The sequence below is a fragment of the Pontibacter sp. YIM B11418 genome, from assembly GCF_059278805.1.
The window spans coordinates 880699-904792 of the sequence record NZ_JCAEMH010000001.1 but is presented as its reverse complement, the minus strand read 5'-3'; the positions used below and the strand labels follow the sequence as shown (position 1 = coordinate 904792).

Genomic DNA, 24094 nt, shown 5'->3' with positions numbered 1-24094 from the left:
CATTTTTCTTACTATGCAGCGACTCGATTTAAGACAACTCTTATCCCAGAAGTTATCGCCGCAGCAGATACAATTTATCAAGCTGCTGCAGATACCTACTGTTGAGCTCGAGGCGCGCATAAAAGAGGAAATGGAGGTAAATCCCGCCCTGGAAGAAGGCCGTGAAGAGACCGAAAGCGAATACAGCGATTCAGAGTCAGAGGAATACGACAGCGATGATGACTTCGGCAAAGATGACGTGGACATCAACGACTACCTCAACGACGACGAGATAAGCGGTTACAAGATGCAGGGCGACCGCGGTGGGGACGAGGAAGACCGCGAAATGCCCATCGCTATGTCCAGCTCGCTCAACGATAACCTGATGGACCAGCTTGGTTTTCTGGCGCTCGACGACAAGCAGTATACCATAGGCATGCAGCTTATCGGCAGCATTGACAGCGACGGGTACATACGCCGCGAGCTGAGTTCTATTGCCAACGACCTGGCTTTTTCGCAGAACGTGATGACCACCGAAGAGGAGATTGAGCAGGTGCTGCACATGATCCAGACCTTCGATCCGGCAGGTATAGGCGCCCGCGATTTGCCGGAGTGCCTGCTGCTGCAGCTCGAGCGACGTGAGCAGGACGAGACCACTCGCCTGGCTGAGCGCATCATCAAGGAGTCATTTGACGAATTTACCAAGAAGCATTATCAGAAAATACAGTCGAAGTTTAACGTTTCGGAAGATGAGCTGAAAAAAGCCATCGACGTGATCATTAAACTCAACCCGAAACCGGGCGGAAGCGGGGCCGGCATGGCACGGGTGCAGTACATTATACCTGACTTCATCCTGACCAACGAAAACGGACAGCTGCAGCTCTCGCTCAATTCCCGCAACGCCCCGGACCTGCGCATCAGCCGCTCCTACGCCGACATGTTCGACGCCTATGACAAGTCGGACAAGAAGGATAAGAAGCTGAAGGAAACAGTGGCTTTCGTGAAGCAGAAGCTGGACGCGGCCAAGTGGTTCATAGACGCCATACGCCAGCGCCAGAACACGCTGCTGCGCACTATGGAGTCTATCATCAAGTACCAGCACGAGTTTTTCCTGGAAGGTGACGAAAGCAAGCTGCGCCCGATGATTCTAAAGGACATCGCCGAGGACATCGGTATGGACATCAGTACCGTGAGCCGTGTGGCCAACAGCAAAGCCGTGCAGACCGAGTTTGGCATTTACCCGCTCAAGTATTTCTTCTCCGAAGGTATAGCCACCGACTCCGGCGAGGACGCCAGCAGCCGTGAGGTGAAGCACATCCTGAAGGAAATCATCGACAAGGAAAGCAAGCGCAAGCCACTTTCAGATGAGAAAATCGAAAAGATGCTCAACGAAAAAGGCTATAACATAGCGCGCCGTACCGTGGCCAAATACCGTGAGCAGCTTAACATACCTGTAGCCCGTCTGCGGAAAGAACTTTAAATGGCTGAATTGCTAAATGGTTAAATTGTTGTTTGGTGCACGATTGGGCAGGTATAACCTGCAGGGTTAACTGTTGACGACCAAGACAGGTATAGCCTAAAGAATTACTGGTGCACGATTCGGACAGGTCGCGACCTGTCCCTACAAGAGAACTAACCCACTCAAAAACTAACTCACTCAATCACTAACTCCCCCTTGAACCGCTCGCTCGCCCGCTTTTTGTCTGTTGCGTTTCACCCACTGCTGATGCCGACGTATCTGTTCGCCATCATCCTTTATTTTCTGCCGGTTTCTTCTATTTCGCTTCCACTGCAAAGCCGCTGGATCGTGCTGAGCATGATCTTTTTCACCACGTTTATGGTGCCCGGGCTGGGAGCTTTCGCTATGTTCAAAACCGGTTTCATCGACTCTTACGAAATAGACCGACGGGAGCAGCGCAGTAGGCCGCTCTTATTCACGTCCCTTTGCTATGCAGTAACGACTTACCTGTTTTACACGGAGTTCGTTTTTGATCAGCTTTTCTATTTCGTGATGGGTGTGGTCACAGCTTCTGTTTTTGTGGCCTGGTGTGTTTCTTTTTTCTGGAAAATCAGTGCACATGGCATCGGGCTGGGAGGAGCGTTGGGCGTGCTTTTGCTGGTGAACAAATTAATGCCTGAATCGGGCCTGCTTATACCTATCGTGCTGCTGATTCTGGTGTCAGGCGCGGTGCTGACGGCGAGGCTGGCGCTGCATGCCCATACCCCGGCGCAGGCTTATACGGGCTTTCTGACGGGACTTTTGCTGGTGCTGGCGGCAGGCTTTGTGGCCCTGTAGCCTTTTTGCTCTTCAAGGTGATTATCTATACCTTTGGTTATCTCTTCTACTAAAAACAAACGCCAATATGAACTACGAGTGCTTGCTATATGATGTGCAGGATGGCATCGCGACCATCACGCTGAACAGGCCCGATGTTTTCAACGCCTTTAACGACAAGCAGAGCTACGAGCTGCAGGACGCCCTGAAGCAGGTGACCCGCGACGACAGCGTGCGGGTGGTGATTCTGACGGGAGCCGGCAAGGCCTTCTGCTCTGGTCAGGACCTCAAGGCGATTGCCAGTGCCGACAAGCGCGATCTGTCTGAGTCGCTGGAGAAAAGGTATAACCCGATCATCCGGGCCATGCGCAACCTCCCGAAGCCGATCATCTGCAAGCTAAATGGTGTGGCTGCCGGCGCCGGTTGTTCTCTAGCATTGGCCTGCGACCTGGTGGTAGCCTCTACTGCCGCCAGCATGATCGAGGTGTTTGTGAACGTGGGCCTGGTGCTCGACTCCGGTTCCTCTTTCTTTTTGCCACGGGTGGTAGGCTCGCTGAAAGCATTTGAGTTGAGCACGCTGGGCTCTAAAGTGAGCGCTGAAGAAGCGCTGCAGTTAGGTATGGTGAACCGCGTGGTAGCTCCTGAAGAGCTGGATGCGGCCGTAGCTGAACTGGCCGCCCGCTATGCCGTGGCACCAACCAAGGCCATCGGCTTGATGAAGAAAATGCTAAACAAATCTTTCAATTCCACGCTCGACGAAATGCTGGATTACGAAGCTTACTGCCAGAAAATAGCCGGCAATTCCGAAGACTATAAAGAGGGAGTAACAGCCTTCAATGAAAAGCGCAAACCACAGTTTAGAGGAGCTTAAACTTCCTACACCTGTATCTATACCTATAAAGCCGGGCAAGTGTCCGGCTTTTTTTATACCTGCTGTTTAAGGCCGTTCACACTCATTATCAGAACCTTCACACTTATTTATAATCATAATGGGCTCATATCCACAATATTGGCTATATTTATATAAATATTCCGTGATCAAGTAATCTTTAAATTATGAAAAATCAATTTTTACTCAGTGCTATTTCTTTATTGTGTGTTATACTGTCTATACCTTCCGGTGCCACGGCACAGGATTGCAACGGCTATATGCTGTTGACTGAAAATGCCGAGTATGAGATACTCAACTACAACCAGCGCAACAAACTCACAGGCCGTGTGCTCTATAAGGTAACTGATGTGCGACGCGACGGAGACAAGTCGGAGGCGACGGTGCATACCCAAATGTATGACGAGAAGGGAAAGATGGCCAACGAAGGCAGCTACCAGTTAGGCTGCGAAAACGGTTCCATCTGGGTTGACATGCGCTCGCTCATGAATCCGGGTATGATGGAAGCCTATAAGAACATGGAGATCAAGATGGAGGGCGACCACATGGATTATCCGGCCTCTCTCAGTCCGGGCCAGCAGCTGAAAGACGGAAGCTTCACCATCAATGTGATCGACAAAGGCAGCGGCCAGAACATGAGTACGATCACGATGCAGGTGACCGGGCGCACCGTGGGTAACAAAGAAAGCCTGGAAGTGCCGGCCGGTACCTACGAAGGTTACAAAATAAACCAGGACATGGAAGTGCAGACCCGGGCCATGGGTTTGAAGATGCCCGGCACCCGCATGCAAACGGTGGAGTGGTTTGTGCCTGGCACGGGCTGGGTTAAAACAGAAACTTACCGCAATGGCAAGCTAATGGCCTACAGCGTACTCAACAAGATCAACAAGTAATCAGAAAGAGTAGCCGATCGAGAAGTTCAGCTGCGGCGAGGGCCCCACTGTTATAACGGCGCCCTCGTCGGAGTGCACCACATGCCCGATGATATTCTCCTTGATCAGATCTGCGCCATTGGTGGCGTTTGCAATTTTGATGCGTCCTCCAATTCCGCCGGAGAGTTCGGTTGTAAAGTGGCGTCCCAGCCGAAATTGATAACCCAGGTGGTAGCTCAGGTCCAGCGCGTTCTGGTAGAGCCGGCCCACATACCTGAAGTCAGGGTCGCTGGGCGGCAAGTCGGGCAGGTCGAACACATTGCGCTCAAACACAATGAAGCGGTAGCTGAACATGGGCCCATGGAAGAAACCAAAAGGGGGCGCCTTCTTCTTAGAAGTATAGTAACGCTGACTCATCCGGATGCCGATGCCCATCACGTCTTTCGCATTCGAAGTCCAGCCATCGCCCTTCATAAGCAGTTTGTAGAAATAGCTCAGTCCAAATTCGTTGCTGATGTTGGGTGCCCGCACCTTCTCATACGACACGAACACCTCCCCATAATGCAGCGGATGGATCTTGATCGTTTTGTCATGATCACGGTCTATGTTGATCATTTCAGCGCGGTCTTCTCTTTCCTCCTCCGTTACCTGCGCATGGGCCGCAGAGTAAATCAATAAGCATGAACAAAACAACAAAGCTGTGATGAGGCGCATAGCGAAGAGTTGTATCATAAGGTATGGCTTAAACGGGAATCCGTACTCGATTAGGTATATATCGTTTTATACCTGAGATAGTTGTGGTCGTAAGTGCCTGCGTTTTGTATACAAGTATCCTGTTCCCGATATCCCCAAAGTATATTATTACCTGTTTCCTATATATTAGAGGCCTATCATATAAACTCCAATGCTTTAGCGGCGTATACCAATTTGTTCAAACTATTTTACTATTAACAAGAAATAACACTATGAAAAGAAATGCAACAACAGGATTAATGGCCTGTGCCTTCCTATTTGGCACCATGGCTTGCGGAGGCTCTGGCAATGACAGCGTGGATCAGGCGCAGGATGTTACTGAGGAGCGTTTTGAAGACACTGCCATGGAGGAGGAGCGCGATGATCAGGCTGAATTTATGACCAAAGCAGCCAGCAGCAGCATGATGGAAGTAGAAGCGGGCAAACTGGCGCAGGAGCGTGCTACAAATCCGCAGGTGAAGGAGTTTGCCGCTATGATGGTGAAAGATCATACGGCGGCTAACAAAGAAATGAGTGACCTGGCACTCAGCAAAAACATCACGCTGCCAGACAGCATGAGCAATGAGCACATGAGCCAGATGCGTGACCTGCGCGAAAAGCAGGGAGCCGAATTTGACAAGGACTACATGGACAAAATGGTAAGCGCACACGACAGCGACATCAGCCTGTTCGAAGATGTGACGGAGGATGCCGACTACGACGATGCAGAAGTGAAGGCCTTTGCTACCAAGACGCTTCCTAAGTTGCGCGAGCACCACAAGCGTGCGCAGCAGATCAAAGACGGGCTAAAGTAAAATGTGTAATCCCAAACACTGGGCATTTCCTAAAATCTAATTATCTTGAGCATCTGCGCCTGTCATGGCTGCAGATGCTCCTATTTTAAACCCAAGTGTATGATCCGAAAAATTACCCTATACCTTGCCAGTGCCATGCTTTTACTGGGCACCGCCAGTTGTGGCGCCGATGACAGCATCGAGCAGGCTGCCGCCCAAAGCGTAGAGCAGTTTGAAGCCATGGGCATACCGGGCATGAAAAACGATGCGCTTTTCGTTGCCGAGGCCACCAGCGCCAACATGCTGCATGTGCAACTGGGCGAATTGGCGTTGGAAAGAGGCGTGAGCCCGGAAGTGAAAGAGTTGGCCCAGGATATGAGCAATGGTCACAACCGTGTGATGGAAGACCTGCAGCACATTGCCATAGAGCGTGAGTTCGTAGTGCCTACTCAGTTAGGCAGGGTGCATCAAAAGGTATACGACGATGTGAGTAGCGAAACAGGTATAGGTTTTGACCTGGCCTATATCAAGCGTACCCGCGAAGAGCATGACCGTTTACTTAAACGCTACGAGGACATGGCCGAGAACGCTCAGGTGATGGAAGTTAAGCAGTTCGCCTCCAAGCAACTCCCGCTCCTGCGACAACACTTGCAGCAAACGGAAGCACTGGAAGACCGGCTGGGTAATATCTAAAACAAAAATGCCGCTCCTATACCTAGGAGCGGCATTTTTTATAGGTTGCTATACCTGTTAAGCCTGGCCGTTTTCGCGGTAATGGCTCGTTTTCAGTTCCTCTTTCAGGAAGCGGGCGGTATAGCCTTTGCCTTTTTTGACAATATCCTCCGGTGTGCCAGCCGCCACAATGGTACCACCGCCCTCGCCGCCTTCCGGCCCGATGTCGATGACCCAGTCAGCGATCTTGATCAAATCCAGGTTATGCTCGATGATGAGCACCGAGTTGCCTTTGTCGGTCAGCTTATGCAGTACCTCGCTCAGGTGCTCAATGTCCTGGAAGTGGAGACCTGTTGTTGGCTCGTCCAGAATATAGAGCGTCTGGCCGGTGTCTTTTTTGGAAAGCTCGGTCGCCAGTTTCACGCGCTGTGCCTCGCCACCGGATAGAGTAGTAGCCTGCTGGCCAAGAGTGATGTAGCCCAAACCCACTTCGTTTAATGTCTGGATCTTGCGCAGGATGCGTGGCTGACTCTCGAAGAAATCTACTGCCTGTTCCACGGTCATGTCCAGCACGTCGGTAATGCTCTTGCCTTTGAAGCGCACTTCTAGGGTTTCGCGGTTGTAGCGTTTGCCTTTGCATACCTCGCAGGGCACGTATACGTCCGGCAGAAAGTTCATCTCAATGGTGCGCATACCTGCTCCTTCGCAAGCCTCGCAGCGACCACCTTTCACGTTAAAAGAGAAACGACCTGGCGTATACCCTCTGATCTTAGCTTCCGGCAACTGCGCAAACAAGGTACGGATGTCGGTGAACACACCGGTATAAGTAGCCGGGTTAGAGCGCGGCGTACGGCCAATTGGCGACTGATCCACTTCAATTACTTTATCAATATGCTCCAGTCCTTCAATTTTCTTGTAAGGCAACGGATCGCGCTTGGCCCGGAAGAAGTGCGTGTTCAGGATTGGGTAAAGCGTGTCGTGTATGAGCGAGGACTTGCCACTGCCGGATACACCCGTTACGCACACCATTTTGCCAAGCGGCAATTCCAGCGTCACGTTCTTCAGGTTGTTGCCCGTAGCGCCTTTCAGTTTCAGGACTTCGCCTGTTCCGGGGCGTTTTAAGCGCGGCACGGCTATACCTCTGCGGTTGCTCAGGAAGTCGGCAGTGGTGGTGCCGGCATTCATCATATCTTCCGGCGTGCCGGCGGTTACCACCTGCCCGCCGTGTATACCTGCGCCCGGACCAATATCCACCACGTAGTCAGCCTGCAGGATCATGTCTTTGTCGTGCTCCACTACAATAATGGAGTTGCCCAGATCGCGGAGGTCTTGCAGGGCTTTGATGAGGCGCTCGTTGTCGCGTTGGTGCAGGCCGATGCTTGGTTCGTCCATGATGTAGAGCACGCCTACCAGCTGCGTACCGATCTGCGTAGCCAAGCGTATACGCTGGCTCTCGCCACCGGATAGCGTCTTCACAGGGCGGTGCAGGCTCAGGTAATCCAGGCCTACGTCCAGCAGGAAGCCGATGCGCTTGCGGATTTCTTTCAGCAGTTCACGGGCAATTACATTCTGGCGCTCATTCATACGCTCTTCCACACCTTCAAACCAGGCAGCCAGTTTGTTAATGTCGAGCACCGAGAGTTCGCCTATGTTGGTATCAGCAATCTTGAAGTGCAGCGATTCTTTCTTGAGTCTATACCCGCTACATTCCGGGCAAGTCGTGGTCTGCGCGAAGTCCTCTACCCAGGAGCGAATGTTGTCGGAGTCCGATTCCATCTGCCCTTTCAGGAAGTTGACGATGCCTTCAAACTCCACCACATAGTTGCCCTTTTTGGTATTCACCTCCAGGTCTTCATCCAGACCATAGAGCAATACCTTCAGCACATCCTCCGGCAAATCTTTGATCGGTGTCGAAACCGATACCTTGAAGTGTTTGAAGAGCGCCTCGATCTGCTTGAAAATCCAGATGTCGCGGTACTCGCCGAGTGGTGCTATACCTCCGCGGCGTATACTCAGGCTCTTGTCAGGTATAACCGACTCTTCCGTGATTTCCTGTATCTCACCCAAACCATTACACACCGGGCAGGCGCCGTAAGGGGAGTTGAACGAGAATGAGTTTGGCGCTGGATCGTCGTAGGCTATACCTGTGGCGGGGTCCATGAGGTGGCGCGAGAAGAAGTGGGTTTTGTCCGCATCCACATCCAGGATCAGTGCCGTACCCTTGCCGTGCGTCAGCGCATTCTGGATAGAGCCGGAAAGACGGAAGCGGTCCTCTTCCTTCACCACAATCTTGTCGATCACGATCTCGATATCATGGATCTTATACCTGTCCACCTGCATTTTCGGGTCGATCTCCAGCAGTTCGCCATCCACGCGGGCACGGATAAAGCCCATCTTGCGGATCTGCTGGAAGAGCTCGCGGTAGTGGCCTTTACGACCCTTTACTACCGGGGCGAGTACGATAATGCGCTTGCCAGCGAAGTTCTCCAGGATGTGGTTCACGATCTGGTCATCGCTCTGGCGCACCATTTTCTCACCGGTCACATAGCTATACGCCTCGGCCGTACGGGCCCAGAGCAGACGCATAAAGTCGTAGATCTCGGTGATGGTACCCACGGTGGAGCGCGGGTTGCGGCTGGTGGTTTTCTGCTCGATGGAAATTACCGGCGAAAGGCCTTCGATCTTGTCCACGTCCGGGCGCTCGAGTCCGCCCATAAACGAGCGGGCGTAGGCCGAAAAAGTTTCCATGTAGCGGCGCTGCCCTTCGGCATAGATGGTGTCGAAAGCCAGCGAGGACTTGCCCGAGCCACTGATGCCGGTAAAAACGACCAGCTTGTAGCGCGGCAGCTTAATGGAAATGTTTTTGAGGTTATGTTCGCGGGCACCGTAAACTTCGATCTGCTGTGTTTCGCCATTTTGCGAAAAGGCAGTATCGGTGCCGGTTGCTGTGTCTTGCGCTTGGTTAAAAGCCATTCAGGAATGCTTGATTTTAAATAGCAAAGGTACAAAAATATCAGCGCCTCCGTACCCGAAGATGCCAACCCTTCTTAACAGCAATAAACGCCAAATGGTTTAGCTTTCAGCAATTATCCTTAGCATATACCTCAATCTAAATTGTCGTAGCGCGAAGCCTGCTTTTCATGCAGTTCTTCGTGTCGCTGACTGATGGGGGTGATGCTTTCCCGCTGTCGCCTTATGAGTTTTTGCTGTTTGAAAAACCGTACGAAACTATACAAAGACAATAAAAGGCCCAGCGGCATCAGGATAATCCCCATTGTCTCTATATACAGGTGCTGCGAGAGTTTGATAGCGGCAAAGCCGCCTGCTACCAGGGCAATGGCCGTGCGCAGGTAGGCCATAAGCGTGCGTTCGTTAGCGAAGAAGGTGCGCTGCACAGCCATCTCGTTGCGGATGTCCGCATTCTTTTTCTCCAGCTTTTGGATCTTTTTTTTCAGCTTTTTGATTTCGTCTTGCTCCGGCACCTGCATTTATTCCTTTTTGAGAAATATACGAAACAAATACGACGAAGTGCAGGCGTATACCTGCTGTGCTACTGCCCGGCTGGTGACCTTAGTTAAGCAGAAGTTTGTTTGCCGTTCCCGCCGGGCTGGGGCAGCTCATTGTGTGCCCGCTCGTGTTCGTGGCTGGTCGGGCAGTAGTCCTGGTGGTGCCCCTCAATGATGCGCTGCTTGTGCCTATACCTGACAAAGCTGTAGATGCCCAGTATGATACCAACCGGAATCAGAATGACGCCAATAACATCCAGGTACAGGTCGTCTGAAAGTTTGATGGCCACATAACCGCCCACGGAGACTGTCATGGCGGTACGCAGGTAGGCCATGAGGGTGCGTTCGTTGGCGAAAATGGTGCGCTCGGCCGCCATGTGGTCCCTTATCTCAGCGTTCTTCTGCTCCTGCACCCGCAGCTTTTTCTTGAGCTTCTTTATTTTCTCTTTGTCTGTCTCTGACATAGGCCTGGCTCTTCTTTTATTATGTACGATTCTGTGGGACTTAGGTGAAATTTGAAAGCGCAAAGCTTTTGCGCAGAGGCCATTCCAAAATTTTCAAATCCAATGTTAAAACTATATATTGCTAAGGTGCAATGTAGTTCCTCTTTTTGCCTTCTGCGCACATACGCCAACCGCATCCCTTTTTATGAAAAGACGCTACCAGTACTTTCTGCTCACCATCCTGATGCTGCTTTCAGGCCATACCTGGGCGCAGGACACCGGGCAGACTCGCATCACGGCCAGCTATCAGAATCAGCCCCTGCAGGCGGTTTTGCAGGACTTGCAGCAGAAACACAAGCTGCGTGTGTTCTACCAGTCGGAGTGGGTAGAAGGCGTGCAGATCACCCAATCGTTTGATCAGGAACCAATCGCCGGCGCGCTGCAAAAGCTTTTGGAAAAAGCCCGCCTTTCCTTTGTGCTGTATGATGACCGTACCATTGTGTTGGTGCCCCAATCCGCAGCCTCCATCTTTCGTTCTGACACGGTGCCATCTGGGGAAGCTGCTGCAGGGCAGGTCGCTGAGCGCATCGTGACCCTGAGCGGGCAGGTACGCAATGCCAAAACAGGCGAGCCATTTATCGGGGCCACTGTGCTACTTGTAGAGACCGAAAAAGGCACTGTAGCCGATGAGCAGGGCAGGTATACCCTGGTGGTGCCGGCTGGTAACTATACCTTGCGGGTGCGGGCTATGGGTATGGTAGAGGACCAGCGGCGGGTGAGTCTGCAGCAGAGCCGCACCATGCACATCGAGTTGTTTGAAGTAAGCAATCAGCTGCGGGAAGTGGAGGTATCCGCTAAAGCACCCGACCATAATGTAGAGAGCCTGGAAATGGGCGTGGCCCGCCTGAATATACAGGAAGTGCGTAAGATGCCCAATTTTCTGGGGGAGGTGGACGTGTTGCGCAGCATCATTACGCTGCCGGGCGTGACCACCGTCGGCGAAGGGGCCAGTGGCTTCAATGTGCGTGGCGGCAGCATCGACCAAAACCTGGTTTTGCAGGATCAGGCGACGCTTTTCAGCGCTTCGCATTTATTTGGTTTCTTCTCAGTTTTCAACCCGGATATGGTGCAGGACGTTACCCTTTACCGCGGCGGTATACCTGCCCGGTATGGCGGGCGCATCTCGTCGGTGCTGGATGTAAAGCTGAAAGAGGGCAATAAGAAAGCGCCTATCCTGAGCGGTGGCATCGGTTTGCTGGCGAGCCGTCTGATGGTGGAAGCGCCGCTGCTGAAAGACAAGGCTTCTTTTGTGCTCGGCGGGCGAGGCGCTTACCCCGGTCTGGCCATGCGCTATGTACCGGATAAGTCTGTGCGCGACAGCGACGGCTATTTCTATGACTTTAATGCCAAGGTAGACTATACGATCAGCACCAAAGACCAGCTCATGGTGTCAGGCTACATGAGCCGCGACGGTTTCCGCTTCGGGGCCGATACGACCTATACCTGGGGCACGGCCACCGGCACCGCCCGCTGGAACCATACCTTCAACGACAAACTCCTGTCAAGCGTAACTGGCGTAATTGGGGACTATGACTATGGTGTGGAGGCCGAAACAGAGCCCTACAGCTATACCCTCGACTCAGAGATAAAGTACAAGCAGATCAGGGCAGACCTGAATTTTGAGCCCTCCGTGCGGCATAAGATGGGCTTGGGTGCCTCGTCCTCCTGGTATGAGTTTAGCCCCGGCAACCTGACGCCTGGTTCAGAACTGTCGAGTTTACTGCCAGTCAGCATGCCCCGCGAGCGTTCCGTGGAAGCGGCCCTGTACCTGGATCATGAATACGTGCTCAGCCCAAGAATATCGGTCAGCTACGGGCTCCGCTACTCCTCTTATTATAACCTGGGGCCGGGTGATGTATACGTGTACGATCCGGAGTCGCCACGCAGAGAATCTACCATCATTGATACGCTGAGCTTTAGCAATGGCGGAGTGATACAGCGGTATAGTAATTTTGAGCCGCGCGCTTCCCTTAAAATAACCTTGGGCGAGAACAGCTCTGTTAAACTGGGCTACAACCGGATGGCGCAGTACATTCACCTCATCTCCAACACCACAGCGGCCTCTCCGGTGGATATCTGGAAGACGAGTAACCCGCACCTGCGCCCGCAGCTCGGGGATCAGGTGGCACTTGGCTTTTTCAAAAACCTGCAGGACAATACCATTGAGCTTTCGGCGGAGGTCTATTACAAGAAGCTGCACGATCTGGTGGAGTACAAAGACGGCGCCCGGCTCCTGCTCAACAGCACCCTCGACGCCGACCTGCTGCCAGGCGAGGGCAAGGCTTACGGACTGGAACTGATGATGCGCCGCAAAGGCAAGAAGCTGACAGGCTGGGCAAGCTATACCTACTCCAGGTCACTGCGCCGCGTCAATGGCCCCACGCCCGAAGAGCGCATCAACAACGGCAAATCTTTCCCGGCCAACTTCGACAAGCCGCATGATCTGAGCCTGGTTGTGAACCAGCAGCTGACACGTTTGATCAGCCTGTCAGCGAACTTCACTTACAGCACAGGCAGGCCGATTACTTATCCGGAATCAGTGGGCTATATCGATGGACTGCTAATGGTAAACTACAGCGACCGCAACCAGCACCGCATACCCGACTACCACCGCCTGGACCTGGCCTTTGTGATAGACGGTACCAACAAACGAAACGCAAACTGGGTGAGCAGCTGGGCCTTCTCGGTATACAACGTGTACGGACGCAAAAACCCTTACTCCGTGTTCTTCAAACCAGCCTATGGAGGCACCATCCCGCAGGCCTACCGGCTATCGGTGATTGGCTCGGCGGTGCCGGCTATTACTTACAACTTCAAGATCACACGATGAGAGGGCTTATCAGGGAAAAATATTCAAACAGGCCACAGGCAACTAAACTATACCTGGAAATGCAGATCATTTTTCAAAAATACAGGCTTTGGGCTATGTTCCTCATCATCGTTTGTCTGCAGGCATGTGTGGACCCTTTAGAGCTCCAGATCGAAGGCGGGCAGCCGAAGCTTGTCGTGAGCGGCATGGTGACAGACCATAACGATTCAACACTGAATAGAGTAACGCTGACCTGGACCGCCCCCTTCGACAGTGAAAACAAGCAGGTGCTGGTGCATCCTGTAATGGATGCTACAGTAACGTTGCAGGATGATCAGGGTGCTAGTATGCCGTTGTATCACGGGCCCAGAGGGGTATACCAGCTGATGCCAGACGACTACCAGGTCGTGCAGGGACGCAGCTATACCTTGCACATCAAGCTGCCCGACGGGAGAGAATATGCTTCTCGCCCAGAGCTGCTGCGGCCCGTACCTGCCCTACAAGGTATAGGCTATGAGTTCAAGGAGTTCATCGATGTGGTGCGCAATTCCGCAGGTATGCTGGTGGAGCGGCGATCGAAAGGCTTTGAAGTGAAGGCGCAGGTGCAAGATCCGTCAGAGCGAGGCAACTACTACCGTTGGGACACAGAGGGCATGTTTGAGTTTTATTCCGATGTAGGCGACGCTCCGTTGCCAGCGAGGTGCTGGTCCAATATGGGCAGCATCAACACCAAAGTGGTAACAAACGATGACAGACTGGTGAATGGCCGTTATTTTGAGCAGCCGGTGGTGATCGTGCCAGCCGACATCCCAACCAAATACCGCATCAAGATCAGGCAGTTTTCACTTACGGCCGGCGCGCATGAGTTTCTTCGTCTTTTTAACCAGCAGCAGACGAGCGTAGGCAGTATTTTTGACCCGCCTCCGGCACGCATCCACGGCAATTTGTACAGCCTGACAGATCCAGAGGAGCAGGTGATCGGCTATTTCAGCGCCTCGGCCATGACGGAGGATTTCATCGTGATTCATCGGCAGCTGTATGCGCCATTCCCGGGCCTGCCTTACGAGCCACCTAAGGGCGATTGCCGCTACACTTTTCTATACCCGAACGTAACCAACGAGCGACCAATCGGCTTTTGATAACTTATTGGATGATGATCAAACCCGGAATAATAAAGAGCAGGAAATTGGCAGCTGCAGGTTGGTTGTTGGCAGTGTGCTGCCTTAGTCTGCCCGCCTTTGCCCAGCATGAGCAAGTGACCAAAGTCGCTGCCGCCCAGGTGCAGCGCCAACTCTCCGACGAGCAGGTACAGCTGGTTCACAGTCAGCCCTGGTACATAACCGGGGAGCGCCTCTGGTACAGCGCTGCCGTGCAAAAGAGCTCAACTGCTCCCGCAAGCCGGGTGCTTTACGTTGAACTGCTGGATGCGAAAGGCACCCCCCTGATCAGCCAGCGGCTGGTTATCGAAGACGGCAAAGCGCAAGGAGACTTTCTGTTGCCAGAAGACATGCCATCGGGTAGGTATACCCTACAGGCCGCCACCAACTGGACGAGGAACTTCAGTGCACAGCAACACTGGCGGGAGCAACTCACTATCGTGAACCCGAACGAAGTCAGGGCGCTGCAGTCACAGCCAGTAAAAGCCAAACCGCTACAGGTGCGCTTCTTCCCCGAGTCCGGTGTGTGGCCTGCCGGGGTGCCTGCCAAAATAGTAGCGACCGTGACCAATGCTGCAGGTATTGGTATAGCCGCCCAAGGTATAGTGACGGATATGGCCGGGCAGACTATCACTACTTTCAAAAGCGACGAAACAGGTATAGCGACTTTCAGTCTGATGGCTACAGAAGAGCAGGAACTGGTTGCGCAACTGCAGGCAGAGGGCTATGCACCGCAACAAGTGATCCTTCCAAAGCCAAAGCCGCAAGGTATAGCCCTGGCGGTAGGCCAAGCAGGTACAGCAGGTATACCTGTGCGTGTGCAGGGCAAGTCAGGGACAGGGCATGTGCTCGTGGCCGCTTCAGGGGGAATGGTTTATTTCGCGCAGCATGTAACCGGAGCTAGTCAGGTTACGGTGCCGTGGCGCGATGCAGCACGACCAGAATGCCGCCTGCTACTGCTCAACACGGGTGGTTTGGTAGTAGCCGAGCAGCAGGTGAGGCTACCTAATGCAGCAGGTATGGTAGTGCAGTCAGATCGTCAGCAGTATGGCACCCGCCAGCAAGTTACCGTCACCGTAAAGGGACTGCTGCCCGCTGCCTGGCTCGCAGCCTCAGTAGCGGAGCGCCGTGCAGCACTTCAGCAGCCAAATGGTTTTATCGCTGTAAACGAGATGCAGCAAAGGTATGGAACTGACCAGGAGCTGTGGGAGGCTATTGCCAGAAATGAAACCGAAGCCCGCTTCCGAAGAGAGTCCCTAGTAGAGCCCATGCGGCAGGCGGATGTAAAGGCGCCTTTTCAGCAGGAAACTTTCGCCAAACATCTAGACACGGCCTTTGTGCAGGCGCTTCCACCGCATGTGATCAGCGTTGCGCAGAAGCACTATACTCGCGCTAATATCCATGAGATCTACGGTTTGACAGAGCCGCATGCCACTGCTCCGCTTCCGCGCTTGCCAGCCGACCGGGTGTTCAAGCTGGATGAGTATGTTGCTTTCCAGAATGTAGAGGAGGCCATTCGGGAGGTATCTACTAACCTGCGTATGCGCAAAAAGAAAGGGAGACAAACTGTACGACTACTATACGTGTCCTCCGAAACCAAGCGCATGATGAAAGAGGAGCCGTTATACCTGCTGGACGGCGTGATGCTGGAGAACATGGATGAAATCATGGCGCTCGACCTGAATGATATTGCCTCTATCGAGATTGCCTGGTCAGAGGAGAAACTATACGCCGGCAACCTGGGGCGCCTGGTAGACAACGGCATGTTCGCCATCTATACCAAAAGCGGAGAGGCCCGCGAACGACTCAAAGAAAAGGGGCGGCCCGTACTGTATGAGCAGTACAATCTGCCACGAAACTTTGTTGTGCCAACCGCTACTTCCGGCGACGGAGCGCATGCCCAACTCCCCGACTTCCGGCAGCAGCTATACTGGCAGCCATACCTGCAGGCTGAAGCTGACGGCACTGCCACCTTCACCTTCTATACCTCCGACGAAACCGGCGTATTTGAGATACGGGTACAGGGCCAAACAGCTGAGGGTATACCTGTTAGTGGAAGCACCTCATTTGAGGTGAAGTTGTAGGGTATAGGTAATTAAGAATTTAAAAGAAATGACTCTTACCTTAAAGTGGACAAAGAAGCTCTCCATTTGGACGCCAATTTTGCTTTTCATTGCAGTTCTTATGATGGGTGGTGGTCATGGCATGTTTGAACCAGCTATAATATTGTTCCCTTTTGGGCTGATTGGAATCCTGTTTTCACGTGGCATAGAATTACCTTTTGTAATCCTTGCCATCCTTCAGTATACCGTTTACGGGTTGTTGATTGATACAATTGGAAACAGGAAAAGCCTTAAATGGACTGTTATAAGTATAGTTTCAATCCATATAGTGCTTGCAGGGGTGATACTTACATTAAGGGGAGAAAACTGGATATAAAGAAAAACTACACCCTACAACAAAGTTCATAGTTTAGGCTGCAGCTAAGCCTTGCCCACACTATGCACGAGTAACGTTGGTAAACTAAAGCCGACGTTAGGTCTCAAAATACAAGCCGTAAGGACCAGTCTTGCCTTGTTAGCAGGTATTGCAATGACTGCTCGGAAGTTATAAAAGCAGTGTTCCTATACCTAGGTAACAGCATGGTGCAAATATTAGAAAAATAATATCGAGCCAAGTTAAAGGTTAAAGATAGGGAAGTCCACAAAAAAACGCCCCGCTGTTCTGCAGCAGGGCGTTTTTTTATTGGGAATTCTCTTTCTTAGAAGTTTGGAGACAGCAGGTATTTGCTGTAGAAATCGTCGATCACTTTCACCGCTTCGGTAGCGTCGTCTACGATGTGCACCAGGTTCAGGTCTTCCGGGCTGATGTTGCTTTCTGTGTTCAGCATCACGTCCTCCACCCACTTAAACAGGCCTCCCCAGAATTCGCGCCCTACCAGCACGATCGGGAATGCGCCGATCTTCTTGGTCTGGATCAAGGTGATCGCCTCGAACAGCTCGTCGAGTGTGCCAAAGCCACCCGGCATCACGATGAAGCCCTGTGCATACTTCACGAACATCACTTTGCGCACAAAGAAATAGTCGAAGTTGATGAGCTTGTCAGAGTCGATGTAGATGTTGTTGAACTGCTCGAATGGCAGGTGAATGTTCAGTCCTACAGACTTGCCGCCCTCAGAGTGTGCGCCTTTGTTACCGGCCTCCATAATGCCCGGTCCACCGCCTGTGATCACACCATAGCCATGGCGTACCAGCTTGGCAGCGATTTCCTCGGCCATGATGTAGTACTTGTGGGAGTTCTTGGTGCGGGCCGATCCGAAAATAGAAACGCAGGGGCCGATCTTGGCCATCTTCTCGAAGCCTTCCACAAACTCCGACATCACCTTGAAGATCTGCCATGAGTCGGCGATCTTGATCTCGTTCCAGTCCTTGTCTACAAAGGCCTTTCGGATTTTGATGTCCTCTGCAGAGGCAGGCGGGGCCTGTACGTGCCCCGCCTCGCGCAGGTCGGTAATGGTTTTTGCTTTATTTTCGTTTACGTCCGGGTTTAGGATCGTTTGTCCGCTGCCGCTGTTGTGTGACTCGTCGTTGAGTTTCGTTTTGCTTGTCTTTCTAAGCTTTGCCATAAATCTTTCTTCGTCTTCTTCAGGAGGCAGACCTCCTGCGGCGCACTCCTGTAGAGGCGCCTTCTTCATTTAATAAATAATTTAAAGGGTTTGTGTCTGCAGCATGGAGGTTAAACTTTGCAGCCACGGTTGTGTCTTTTTTACTTGGAGCGAATGGCAATCACCGGGTCCAGGTTTGAGGCGAGCACCGCCGGAATGATACCCGACAGCATACCTATCACCGCCGATACGCCAAGGCCCAGAATTATGTTGCCTGCCGAGAGCGATATCTTCATCATGTCTTGTGGTATAAGCGTGAGCAGAAATACTAGCAGGATGCCGATGCCGCCGCCAATAACGCTCAAGAACACAGACTCGAACAAGAACTGGAACAGGATGAAATAATTTTTGGCGCCCAGTGATTTTTGTATACCGATGATGTTGGTTCTCTCTTTAACAGACACGAACATGATGTTAGCAATACCGAAGCCACCCACCAGAATCGCAAAGCCGCCGATCACCCAGCCAGCCAGGCCGATGACCTGAAACAGGCCCGTGATGGCCTGAGTAGCCATTTCGGGGCGGTTTATGGCGAAGCTGTCCTCGTCGCGTGGTTTCAGGCCCCGGATGTTGCGCATCATGCCCCGCACCTCGTACTCCAGCTCCAGCAGTCCCACGTCATCGTCACGACCCTTTACCGCAATGGTCGAGCCAATGCCGTTAGGGCCGGTTGCGTACATCTTGCTGAACGTGCCGTAGGGTACAATGCCCATCTGGTCGAAGTTAGGCATGCCAAACATGCTTTCGCCCTGTTTCTCCATCACGCCTATTACCGTGAACTTATGTCCGCTCACTCTGAGTTCCTGCCCAATGGCTGTCTGGCCCGGGTAGAGCGTGCTGGCCACCTCGTCGCCTACGATCATCACATTTCGGGCGGCGTCCACCTCCTGCGGCACGAAGTAGCGGCCTTCGGCCACCGGAATCTCCGTTACTTTGTTATAGTCGTAGGTAACGCCCATCAGGCCGGCGTCTTTGAAGCTGTTGTTGCGATACTTAAACAGACTACGTCCTCTGTTGGCAAAAATAGCCACACCAGCGTCGTTGGTCAGGTTGCGGTCCAGCAAGCGGTATTCGTGGGTGTTGGGCTGCGGGCGCTTAAAGTACTTCCACCAAGGGTATTCGCCCCCAAAACTCCAGGGCCACTTCTCTACATACAGCACCTTGTCGCCAATAAAACTCATGCTGTCGCGCACGTTGCGCTCGAGCGAGTCAACCAGCGTGAAAACCGAGATGATGGCGAAAATGCCTATTGTAACGCCCAGCAGGGAGAGGATCGTTCGGAGCAGGTTAGCACGTAAGGCCTGCCATGCAAAGCGGAAACTTTCAGCTATTAGGCGGATGTAGATCATAGATTGGCGTATAGCAAAGTAATTTTCTTAAAAGTAAGAATATTTCGGTCAAACTAAGTAAATTTGCGGTTTGATTTTTTAATTGTATCATGGGTAAGCCGGGCCGAATTTTCGGGAAACCGGCATATTATCCGATACAGGCCATTCCAAGTCAGCACGATTTATACCGTATTATAAAAAGTATGAAGTTATCAGAATTTAAGTTTGAGCTACCTGAGAACCTGCTAGCAGCGCATCCTTCCGCCAACCGCGACGAGTCGCGCATGATGGTGTTGCACCGCGACACGGGCAAAATTGAGCACCGCATCTTCAAAGACATCCTGGAGTATTTTGACGAGGGTGATGTGATGGTAGTAAATGATACCAAAGTATTTCCGGCCCGCCTGTATGGCAACAAAGAGAAAACCGGCGCCAAGATCGAAGTGTTTCTGCTTCGTGAGCTCAATAAGGACATCCACCTGTGGGACGTGCTGGTAGACCCGGCCCGCAAGATCCGTGTAGGCAACAAGCTATACTTTGGCGATAGCGACCTGGTAGCAGAAGTAATCGACAACACGACATCCCGCGGCCGCACGATCAAGTTTTTGTTCGATGGTCCGGACGAGGAGTTTTACAAGACCATTAACGAACTGGGCGAGACCCCGCTTCCAAAATACATTAACCGCGAAGCCGAGCCGGAAGACAAGGAGCGTTACCAGACCGTATACGCCAAAAACGTAGGCGCCGTAGCTGCTCCAACTGCTGGTCTGCACTTCACGAAAGAGGTTCTTAAGCGCCTCGAAATCAAAGGAGTGGATGTAACGCCGCTTACATTACACGTGGGCCTGGGCACTTTCCGTCCGGTGGATGTGGAAGATTTGACCAAGCATAAGATGGACTCTGAGAACTTCATGGTGCCAGCCGAAACAGCCGAAATGGTGAACAAAGCGCTGGACAACAAGAAGCGCGTATGTGCCATCGGCACAACGACCATGCGTGCATTGGAGTCTTCGGTATCGGCGAGCAACCGCCTGAAGCCAAACGAGGGCTGGACAGACCGTTTCATCTTCCCTCCGTATGACTTCAAGATCGCCAATGCCTTGGTGACAAACTTTCACATGCCGGAGAGCACACTGCTGATGATGACGGCTGCTTTTGGTGGTTATGAACTAGTGATGAAAGCCTACGAAGAAGCCGTAAAAGAAAAGTACCGCTTCTTCAGTTACGGCGACGTGATGCTGATCCTCTAATAGCAGGTATAAGATTTAGCAAAGCCCCGGCTCTCCAAAGTCGGGGCTTTTTGTTTTATTTGCAGCTTCGTAATTAGCACAGCTGGCAATTGCTCAGCACAACAGACTGCTACAATACCTATACCTATCCTATGGAGAAAGCTTTGCAACAATACGCCATTATTGTGGCCGGTGGCACGGGCAGCCGCATGCAGCACACTATGCCCAAGCAATTCATCGAACTTGCTGGCAAGCCTTTCCTCATGCACACCATTGAGCGGTTCTATACCTACAGTGCGGACATACGCATCATCGTGGTGCTGCCAGAGGACCAGTTGCAGGTATGGCGAAACCTATGCAAACAGCATAAATTTCCTATATTCCACATGGCGGTTCCGGGAGGAAAGACCCGCTTCGGCTCTGTGAAGAATGGCTTGGCAACGGTGCACGGCGAGGCATTGGTGGCTGTGCACGATGGCGTGCGGCCATTTGTAAGCACAGGTATAATCAAAGCAGCCTTTGAGCAGGCGGCTGAATCGGGGGCTGCTGTAGTGGCTGTATCGCCGAAGGACTCTATCCGGGAGCTTACCGGGAGCGGGAGCCAGGCTGTGCCACGCACCAGGTATAAACTGATGCAGACCCCTCAGTGCTTTAAGGCCGATCTGTTGCGGGCAGCTTACGAACAGCCCGAGCAGGAGCACTTCACCGACGATGCATCGGTGGTAGAGCAGCTGGGCGCAGGTATAGCGCTGGTGGAAGGCAGCTACAGTAACATCAAGATCACTACGCCGGAAGACCTGCTGCTGGCCGAAGTGCTGGTGAAGCAGTTTGAGTCGCTGCCTTAGCGGACAATGCGTTGCGCTTCCAGGTATACCTGGTTCTGCTGCACCGTTTCGGGGGAAAGCTGCTCGAGTGTAGGGTCGGGTTTGGAGAGGTTGAGGAGAAAGCCCTGCATCGGCTGCAGGTTGTAGAGGTCATGTGTTATGCAGAACACCGTTTTGCCTTTTTGCCGCACCCATTGCTGCAAAAGTCGGAATACCTGCTTCTTATAGTATACATCCAGCTGTTGCGTCGGTTCGTCGAGCAACACGACATCGGCGTCCTGGAGCATCAGTTGCGCCAGCCATACCATTTGCTGTTCACCTCCTGAAAGGGTTGTAAAGTCCTGCTCCTGCAGATGCGTCAGCTCCAGCTGCGCCAGCGTGTCACGGGCCTGGGCGTAATCCTGTGCGGTGTAGTTCTCAAAAAAGCTTTTCTTTCGGAAAAGGCCCATCACAACCAGGTCAAGCACGCTGATCGAGAAAGAGACAATGTTCTTTTGGGGGAGATAGGAAAGGAGGCCGGAGGCTGCGGCGTCTTTGGTGTGGCGCAAATCATGGCCACGCAGCAGGAGTTGCCCCTGGTAGGGTATTTTCTGCTGAAAAGCCCGGAAGAGGGTTGTTTTGCCCGCCCCGTTATGGCCCACAATAGCCACAAATGCCTGAGCAGGCACAGAAAAAGAAAGGTTGCGGATCAGAGTTCGATGCTCATAACCCGCAACCAGATTTTTTACTTCAACGATGTTGTTCAATGAGTAATGAATAGTGAGAAGTGAATAGCAGTGGTTCGATCAATCGACCCCCATCATCTAATCAATCACTAATTAGTACTCGTCTTCGTTGAACATGAAGTCTTCCTTGGTAGGGTAGTCAGGCCAGATCTCCTCGATGTTCTCGTAAGGCTGTCCGTCGTCTTCAAGTGCCTGCAGGTTTTCTACCACTTCCATAGGGGCGCCTGAGCGGATAGAATAGTCGATCAGCTCGTCCTTAGTGGCTGGCCAAGGTGCGTCCTCCAGGTATGATGCTAATTCCAGTGTCCAATACATAGTATGTTTCTCCTTAAATAATGGCGTTAAAAAAATAGTTCGCAAAAGTATGAATTAAATCACAAACTAAAATTTTTTTGAAATATTTATTGCTTTTGTGATTGTTTTTACCAAAACAACGCAAATACACAGTAAATGTTCATTTTGAGTCAAATTTTTTCGGACTCCATTTATTACTGAAATTTACCTTGATTGGGTTGTAGGTAAATATAGAAAGCGTCTGCCGCATTCGCAACAGACGCCTCCTCAAAAGATATAGTTAAATCTTTATTTATCTATTTATTGATTGTACTCAATTGCTCCTGGAGCATTTCGATCAAAGCCTGCTTGGTCGTGATCTTGCGGTTGAAATTACGGATCTTGCCCAAAAGCATGCTGCGGAACGAATCGTTGCTTGGCGCTTCGCTCAGTTTGCCCAGGTTCGATTCGAGCACCTCCAGTTCCTGACGGTCGGACTTGATGAAGTCGCGTAGGGCGTTGATGCGGGCGTTCAGCCCTTCCTCGTGGCCATAGGTTTCGTTTGCGTTCTGCTGGCGCTTGCGTATGTAGTGCTCCAGGCTGCTCATTTCAAACACACGGTCGCATGCCTTAATAAAGCGCTCCCAGATCGCGTCTGAGACATCGGGGCGTACGGGGCCTACCTTTTTCCACTCTGCCTGCAGTTCCTTGGCGCGCTTCACAGCGTCGTTCAGACTATTGTGCTGAAGCAATTCCTCCGCCTGACCTACCAGTTCCTGCTTGCGCTCCAGGTTGGTTTCGTAGTATTTCTCCTTTGAGTCGGTCTTCTCGTTGGTGATCTTCACTTTGAGACGCTCAAAGAAATGGTTGTGCGCTTTCCTGAACTCAGTCCACAGCTTGTTGGTCGTAGCGCGCGGCAGCGATCCGCCAATCTGCTTCCATTGCGTCTGCAGGTCTTTCAGTTTGGCCGTTGTGGCTTCCCATTCCTCGGAGTTTTGCAGCGCCACCGACTTCGCGATCAGGTCTCTATACCTGTCGTAGGTGCGGTTCTGCATCGTCTTCTTGTCGTTGAAGAAGGACTTTTTGCGCTCAAAGAAAGCCTCCAGCGCTGTTTTAAAGCGCTCCTCTATCTCTTCAGTCAGGTCTTTCTCTACAGGGCCAGTCTTGATCCAGGTGGCACGGAGGTCTTTCATCTTGTCAGAGGTCTCTTTCCACTCCAGGCTATTCTGCAATTCCTCTGCCTCCTGTATAAGCCCGATCTTGATGCTCAGGTTCTTCTCGCGGTTCTGCTTGATGGTCTCATTGATATCCTCCTCCGCTTTGCTCAGCGTATGGTAAATGGACTCAAAGTCGCCCAGCGCGTCATAATTACCGACCTGGTCTTTCATATGCAGCACTTTCATCAGGAAAGAGCCTTTGTTTTCGGAAGTTGCGATGCGCTCGAGCAAGGCGTTTACTTTATCGCTGAACATGTGAAAGCGCCTGGCAAAATAAACCAGCGAGTCTTCCTCTGATTCTTTCACCTCGCCTACCTTCCTGTCAGGGTAGGTCATAAAAGCTTTCAGCCATACTTGCTGGTCCTGAATGAAGCCATACTTTTTAGCTTCTTCCAATAGGTCGTTGTTTTCCATTTAAGGATTGGGTTAGAGTCGGAACATAAAAGGGCAAAGGGTCCAGAATTTAGACTAACCTTAGCATACGCAAGTCAGGTGGTAGTGTTGACAGTCTGCTGTTTAGCTGCAGAAGACTTCGAATAATCACCTGACATGGTGCCACGATCAGTCTGTGCGGACTTCTCCCATACAGTTTTTCTACAAGTTTAGTGATTTCAAAGCACTTTTGTGAACCATAAACACATGAATT

21 protein-coding genes are annotated in these 24094 nt (G+C 52.0%); 12 read left to right on the top strand and 9 right to left on the bottom strand.

Annotated elements, in window-relative coordinates:
- Window positions 1–13 precede the first annotated feature (13 nt).
- The 4 genes from rpoN (at window position 14) to AC4QZR_RS04150 (ending at window position 4036) form a co-directional block, all read left to right on the top strand.
- Window positions 14–1459, top strand: coding sequence for an RNA polymerase factor sigma-54 (rpoN, locus tag AC4QZR_RS04165; protein ID WP_494479752.1), 1446 nt, complete (start codon window positions 14–16; stop codon window positions 1457–1459).
- Window positions 1460–1654: 195 nt separating this feature from the next.
- The gene (locus tag AC4QZR_RS04160; RefSeq protein ID WP_494479751.1) at window positions 1655–2275 is read left to right on the top strand and encodes a hypothetical protein; all 621 of its coding nucleotides are present in this window, start codon (window positions 1655–1657) and stop codon (window positions 2273–2275) included.
- 67 nt (window positions 2276–2342) lie between these two features.
- A complete protein-coding gene (locus AC4QZR_RS04155; RefSeq protein ID WP_494479750.1) occupies window positions 2343–3125 on the top strand; it encodes an enoyl-CoA hydratase-related protein in 783 nt (260 codons plus the stop codon).
- Window positions 3126–3310: 185 nt separating this feature from the next.
- Window positions 3311–4036: a TapB family protein gene (locus AC4QZR_RS04150; RefSeq protein WP_494479749.1), complete on the top strand. Its 726-nt coding sequence runs from the start codon at window positions 3311–3313 to the stop codon at window positions 4034–4036.
- On the opposite strand, the gene AC4QZR_RS04145 is transcribed toward AC4QZR_RS04150, so the two are convergent.
- A complete protein-coding gene (locus AC4QZR_RS04145; RefSeq protein WP_494479748.1) occupies window positions 4037–4747 on the bottom strand; it encodes an ABC transporter ATP-binding protein in 711 nt (236 codons plus the stop codon).
- Between the two features lie 233 nt (window positions 4748–4980).
- On the opposite strand from AC4QZR_RS04145, the gene AC4QZR_RS04140 reads away from it, so the two are divergent.
- Together AC4QZR_RS04140 and AC4QZR_RS04135 are read left to right on the top strand one after the other, a co-directional pair.
- Window positions 4981–5562, top strand: coding sequence for a DUF4142 domain-containing protein (locus tag AC4QZR_RS04140; protein WP_494479747.1), 582 nt, complete (start codon window positions 4981–4983; stop codon window positions 5560–5562).
- Window positions 5563–5661: 99 nt separating this feature from the next.
- Window positions 5662–6234 carry a DUF4142 domain-containing protein gene (locus AC4QZR_RS04135; protein WP_494479746.1) on the top strand — a complete coding sequence of 191 codons (573 nt, stop codon included), beginning with the start codon at window positions 5662–5664 and terminating at the stop codon, window positions 6232–6234.
- Between the two features lie 57 nt (window positions 6235–6291).
- Here AC4QZR_RS04135 and uvrA read toward each other — a convergent pair whose 3' ends face one another.
- The 3 genes from uvrA to AC4QZR_RS04120 all read right to left on the bottom strand — a co-directional run bounded on the left by uvrA (window position 6292) and on the right by AC4QZR_RS04120 (window position 10183).
- On the bottom strand, window positions 6292–9186 hold the full coding sequence (gene uvrA, locus AC4QZR_RS04130) for an excinuclease ABC subunit UvrA (RefSeq protein WP_494479745.1): 2895 nt from the start codon (window positions 9184–9186) through the stop codon (window positions 6292–6294).
- 131 nt (window positions 9187–9317) lie between these two features.
- On the bottom strand, window positions 9318–9701 hold the full coding sequence (locus AC4QZR_RS04125; RefSeq protein WP_494479744.1) for a YidH family protein: 384 nt from the start codon (window positions 9699–9701) through the stop codon (window positions 9318–9320).
- A gap of 86 nt (window positions 9702–9787) precedes the next feature.
- A complete protein-coding gene (locus AC4QZR_RS04120; protein ID WP_494479743.1) occupies window positions 9788–10183 on the bottom strand; it encodes a YidH family protein in 396 nt (131 codons plus the stop codon).
- Window positions 10184–10367: 184 nt separating this feature from the next.
- Here AC4QZR_RS04120 and AC4QZR_RS04115 point away from each other — a divergent pair, with 184 nt between their 5' ends.
- Genes AC4QZR_RS04115 through AC4QZR_RS04100 form a run of 4 tightly spaced genes read left to right on the top strand, consistent with a single transcriptional unit; the run spans window position 10368 to window position 16627 of the window.
- On the top strand, window positions 10368–13052 hold the full coding sequence (locus tag AC4QZR_RS04115) for a TonB-dependent receptor (protein WP_494479742.1): 2685 nt from the start codon (window positions 10368–10370) through the stop codon (window positions 13050–13052).
- 59 nt (window positions 13053–13111) lie between these two features.
- On the top strand, window positions 13112–14170 hold the full coding sequence (locus AC4QZR_RS04110; protein ID WP_494479741.1) for a DUF4249 domain-containing protein: 1059 nt from the start codon (window positions 13112–13114) through the stop codon (window positions 14168–14170).
- Between the two features lie 11 nt (window positions 14171–14181).
- On the top strand, window positions 14182–16272 hold the full coding sequence (locus AC4QZR_RS04105) for a hypothetical protein (protein ID WP_494479740.1): 2091 nt from the start codon (window positions 14182–14184) through the stop codon (window positions 16270–16272).
- Window positions 16273–16300: 28 nt separating this feature from the next.
- On the top strand, window positions 16301–16627 hold the full coding sequence (locus tag AC4QZR_RS04100; protein WP_494479739.1) for a hypothetical protein: 327 nt from the start codon (window positions 16301–16303) through the stop codon (window positions 16625–16627).
- A 322-nt stretch (window positions 16628–16949) separates the two neighbouring features.
- On the opposite strand, the gene AC4QZR_RS04095 is transcribed toward AC4QZR_RS04100, so the two are convergent.
- Complete coding sequence (locus AC4QZR_RS04095; RefSeq protein ID WP_303412050.1) at window positions 16950–17813, bottom strand: LOG family protein; 864 nt, start codon at window positions 17811–17813, stop codon at window positions 16950–16952.
- 140 nt (window positions 17814–17953) lie between these two features.
- Window positions 17954–19201: an ABC transporter permease gene (locus AC4QZR_RS04090; protein ID WP_494479738.1), complete on the bottom strand. Its 1248-nt coding sequence runs from the start codon at window positions 19199–19201 to the stop codon at window positions 17954–17956.
- Window positions 19202–19383: 182 nt separating this feature from the next.
- Here AC4QZR_RS04090 and queA point away from each other — a divergent pair, with 182 nt between their 5' ends.
- Window positions 19384–20430: a tRNA preQ1(34) S-adenosylmethionine ribosyltransferase-isomerase QueA gene (gene queA, locus AC4QZR_RS04085; protein ID WP_253401159.1), complete on the top strand. Its 1047-nt coding sequence runs from the start codon at window positions 19384–19386 to the stop codon at window positions 20428–20430.
- Window positions 20431–20561: 131 nt separating this feature from the next.
- Window positions 20562–21254 (top strand): 2-C-methyl-D-erythritol 4-phosphate cytidylyltransferase, encoded by a 693-nt coding sequence (locus AC4QZR_RS04080; protein ID WP_494479737.1) that lies wholly within the window; start codon window positions 20562–20564, stop codon window positions 21252–21254.
- On the opposite strand, the gene AC4QZR_RS04075 is transcribed toward AC4QZR_RS04080, so the two are convergent.
- From AC4QZR_RS04075 to AC4QZR_RS04065, 3 genes are all read right to left on the bottom strand, one after another.
- Window positions 21251–21979 (bottom strand): ABC transporter ATP-binding protein, encoded by a 729-nt coding sequence (locus tag AC4QZR_RS04075; RefSeq protein WP_494479736.1) that lies wholly within the window; start codon window positions 21977–21979, stop codon window positions 21251–21253. The two genes, AC4QZR_RS04080 and AC4QZR_RS04075, sit on opposite strands and share 4 nt — an antisense overlap.
- Before the next feature lie 72 nt (window positions 21980–22051).
- The gene (locus AC4QZR_RS04070) at window positions 22052–22273 is read right to left on the bottom strand and encodes a DUF2795 domain-containing protein (RefSeq protein ID WP_007652164.1); all 222 of its coding nucleotides are present in this window, start codon (window positions 22271–22273) and stop codon (window positions 22052–22054) included.
- Window positions 22274–22548: 275 nt separating this feature from the next.
- On the bottom strand, window positions 22549–23862 hold the full coding sequence (locus tag AC4QZR_RS04065; RefSeq protein ID WP_494479735.1) for a DUF349 domain-containing protein: 1314 nt from the start codon (window positions 23860–23862) through the stop codon (window positions 22549–22551).
- Between the last annotated feature and the right edge of the window lie 232 nt (window positions 23863–24094).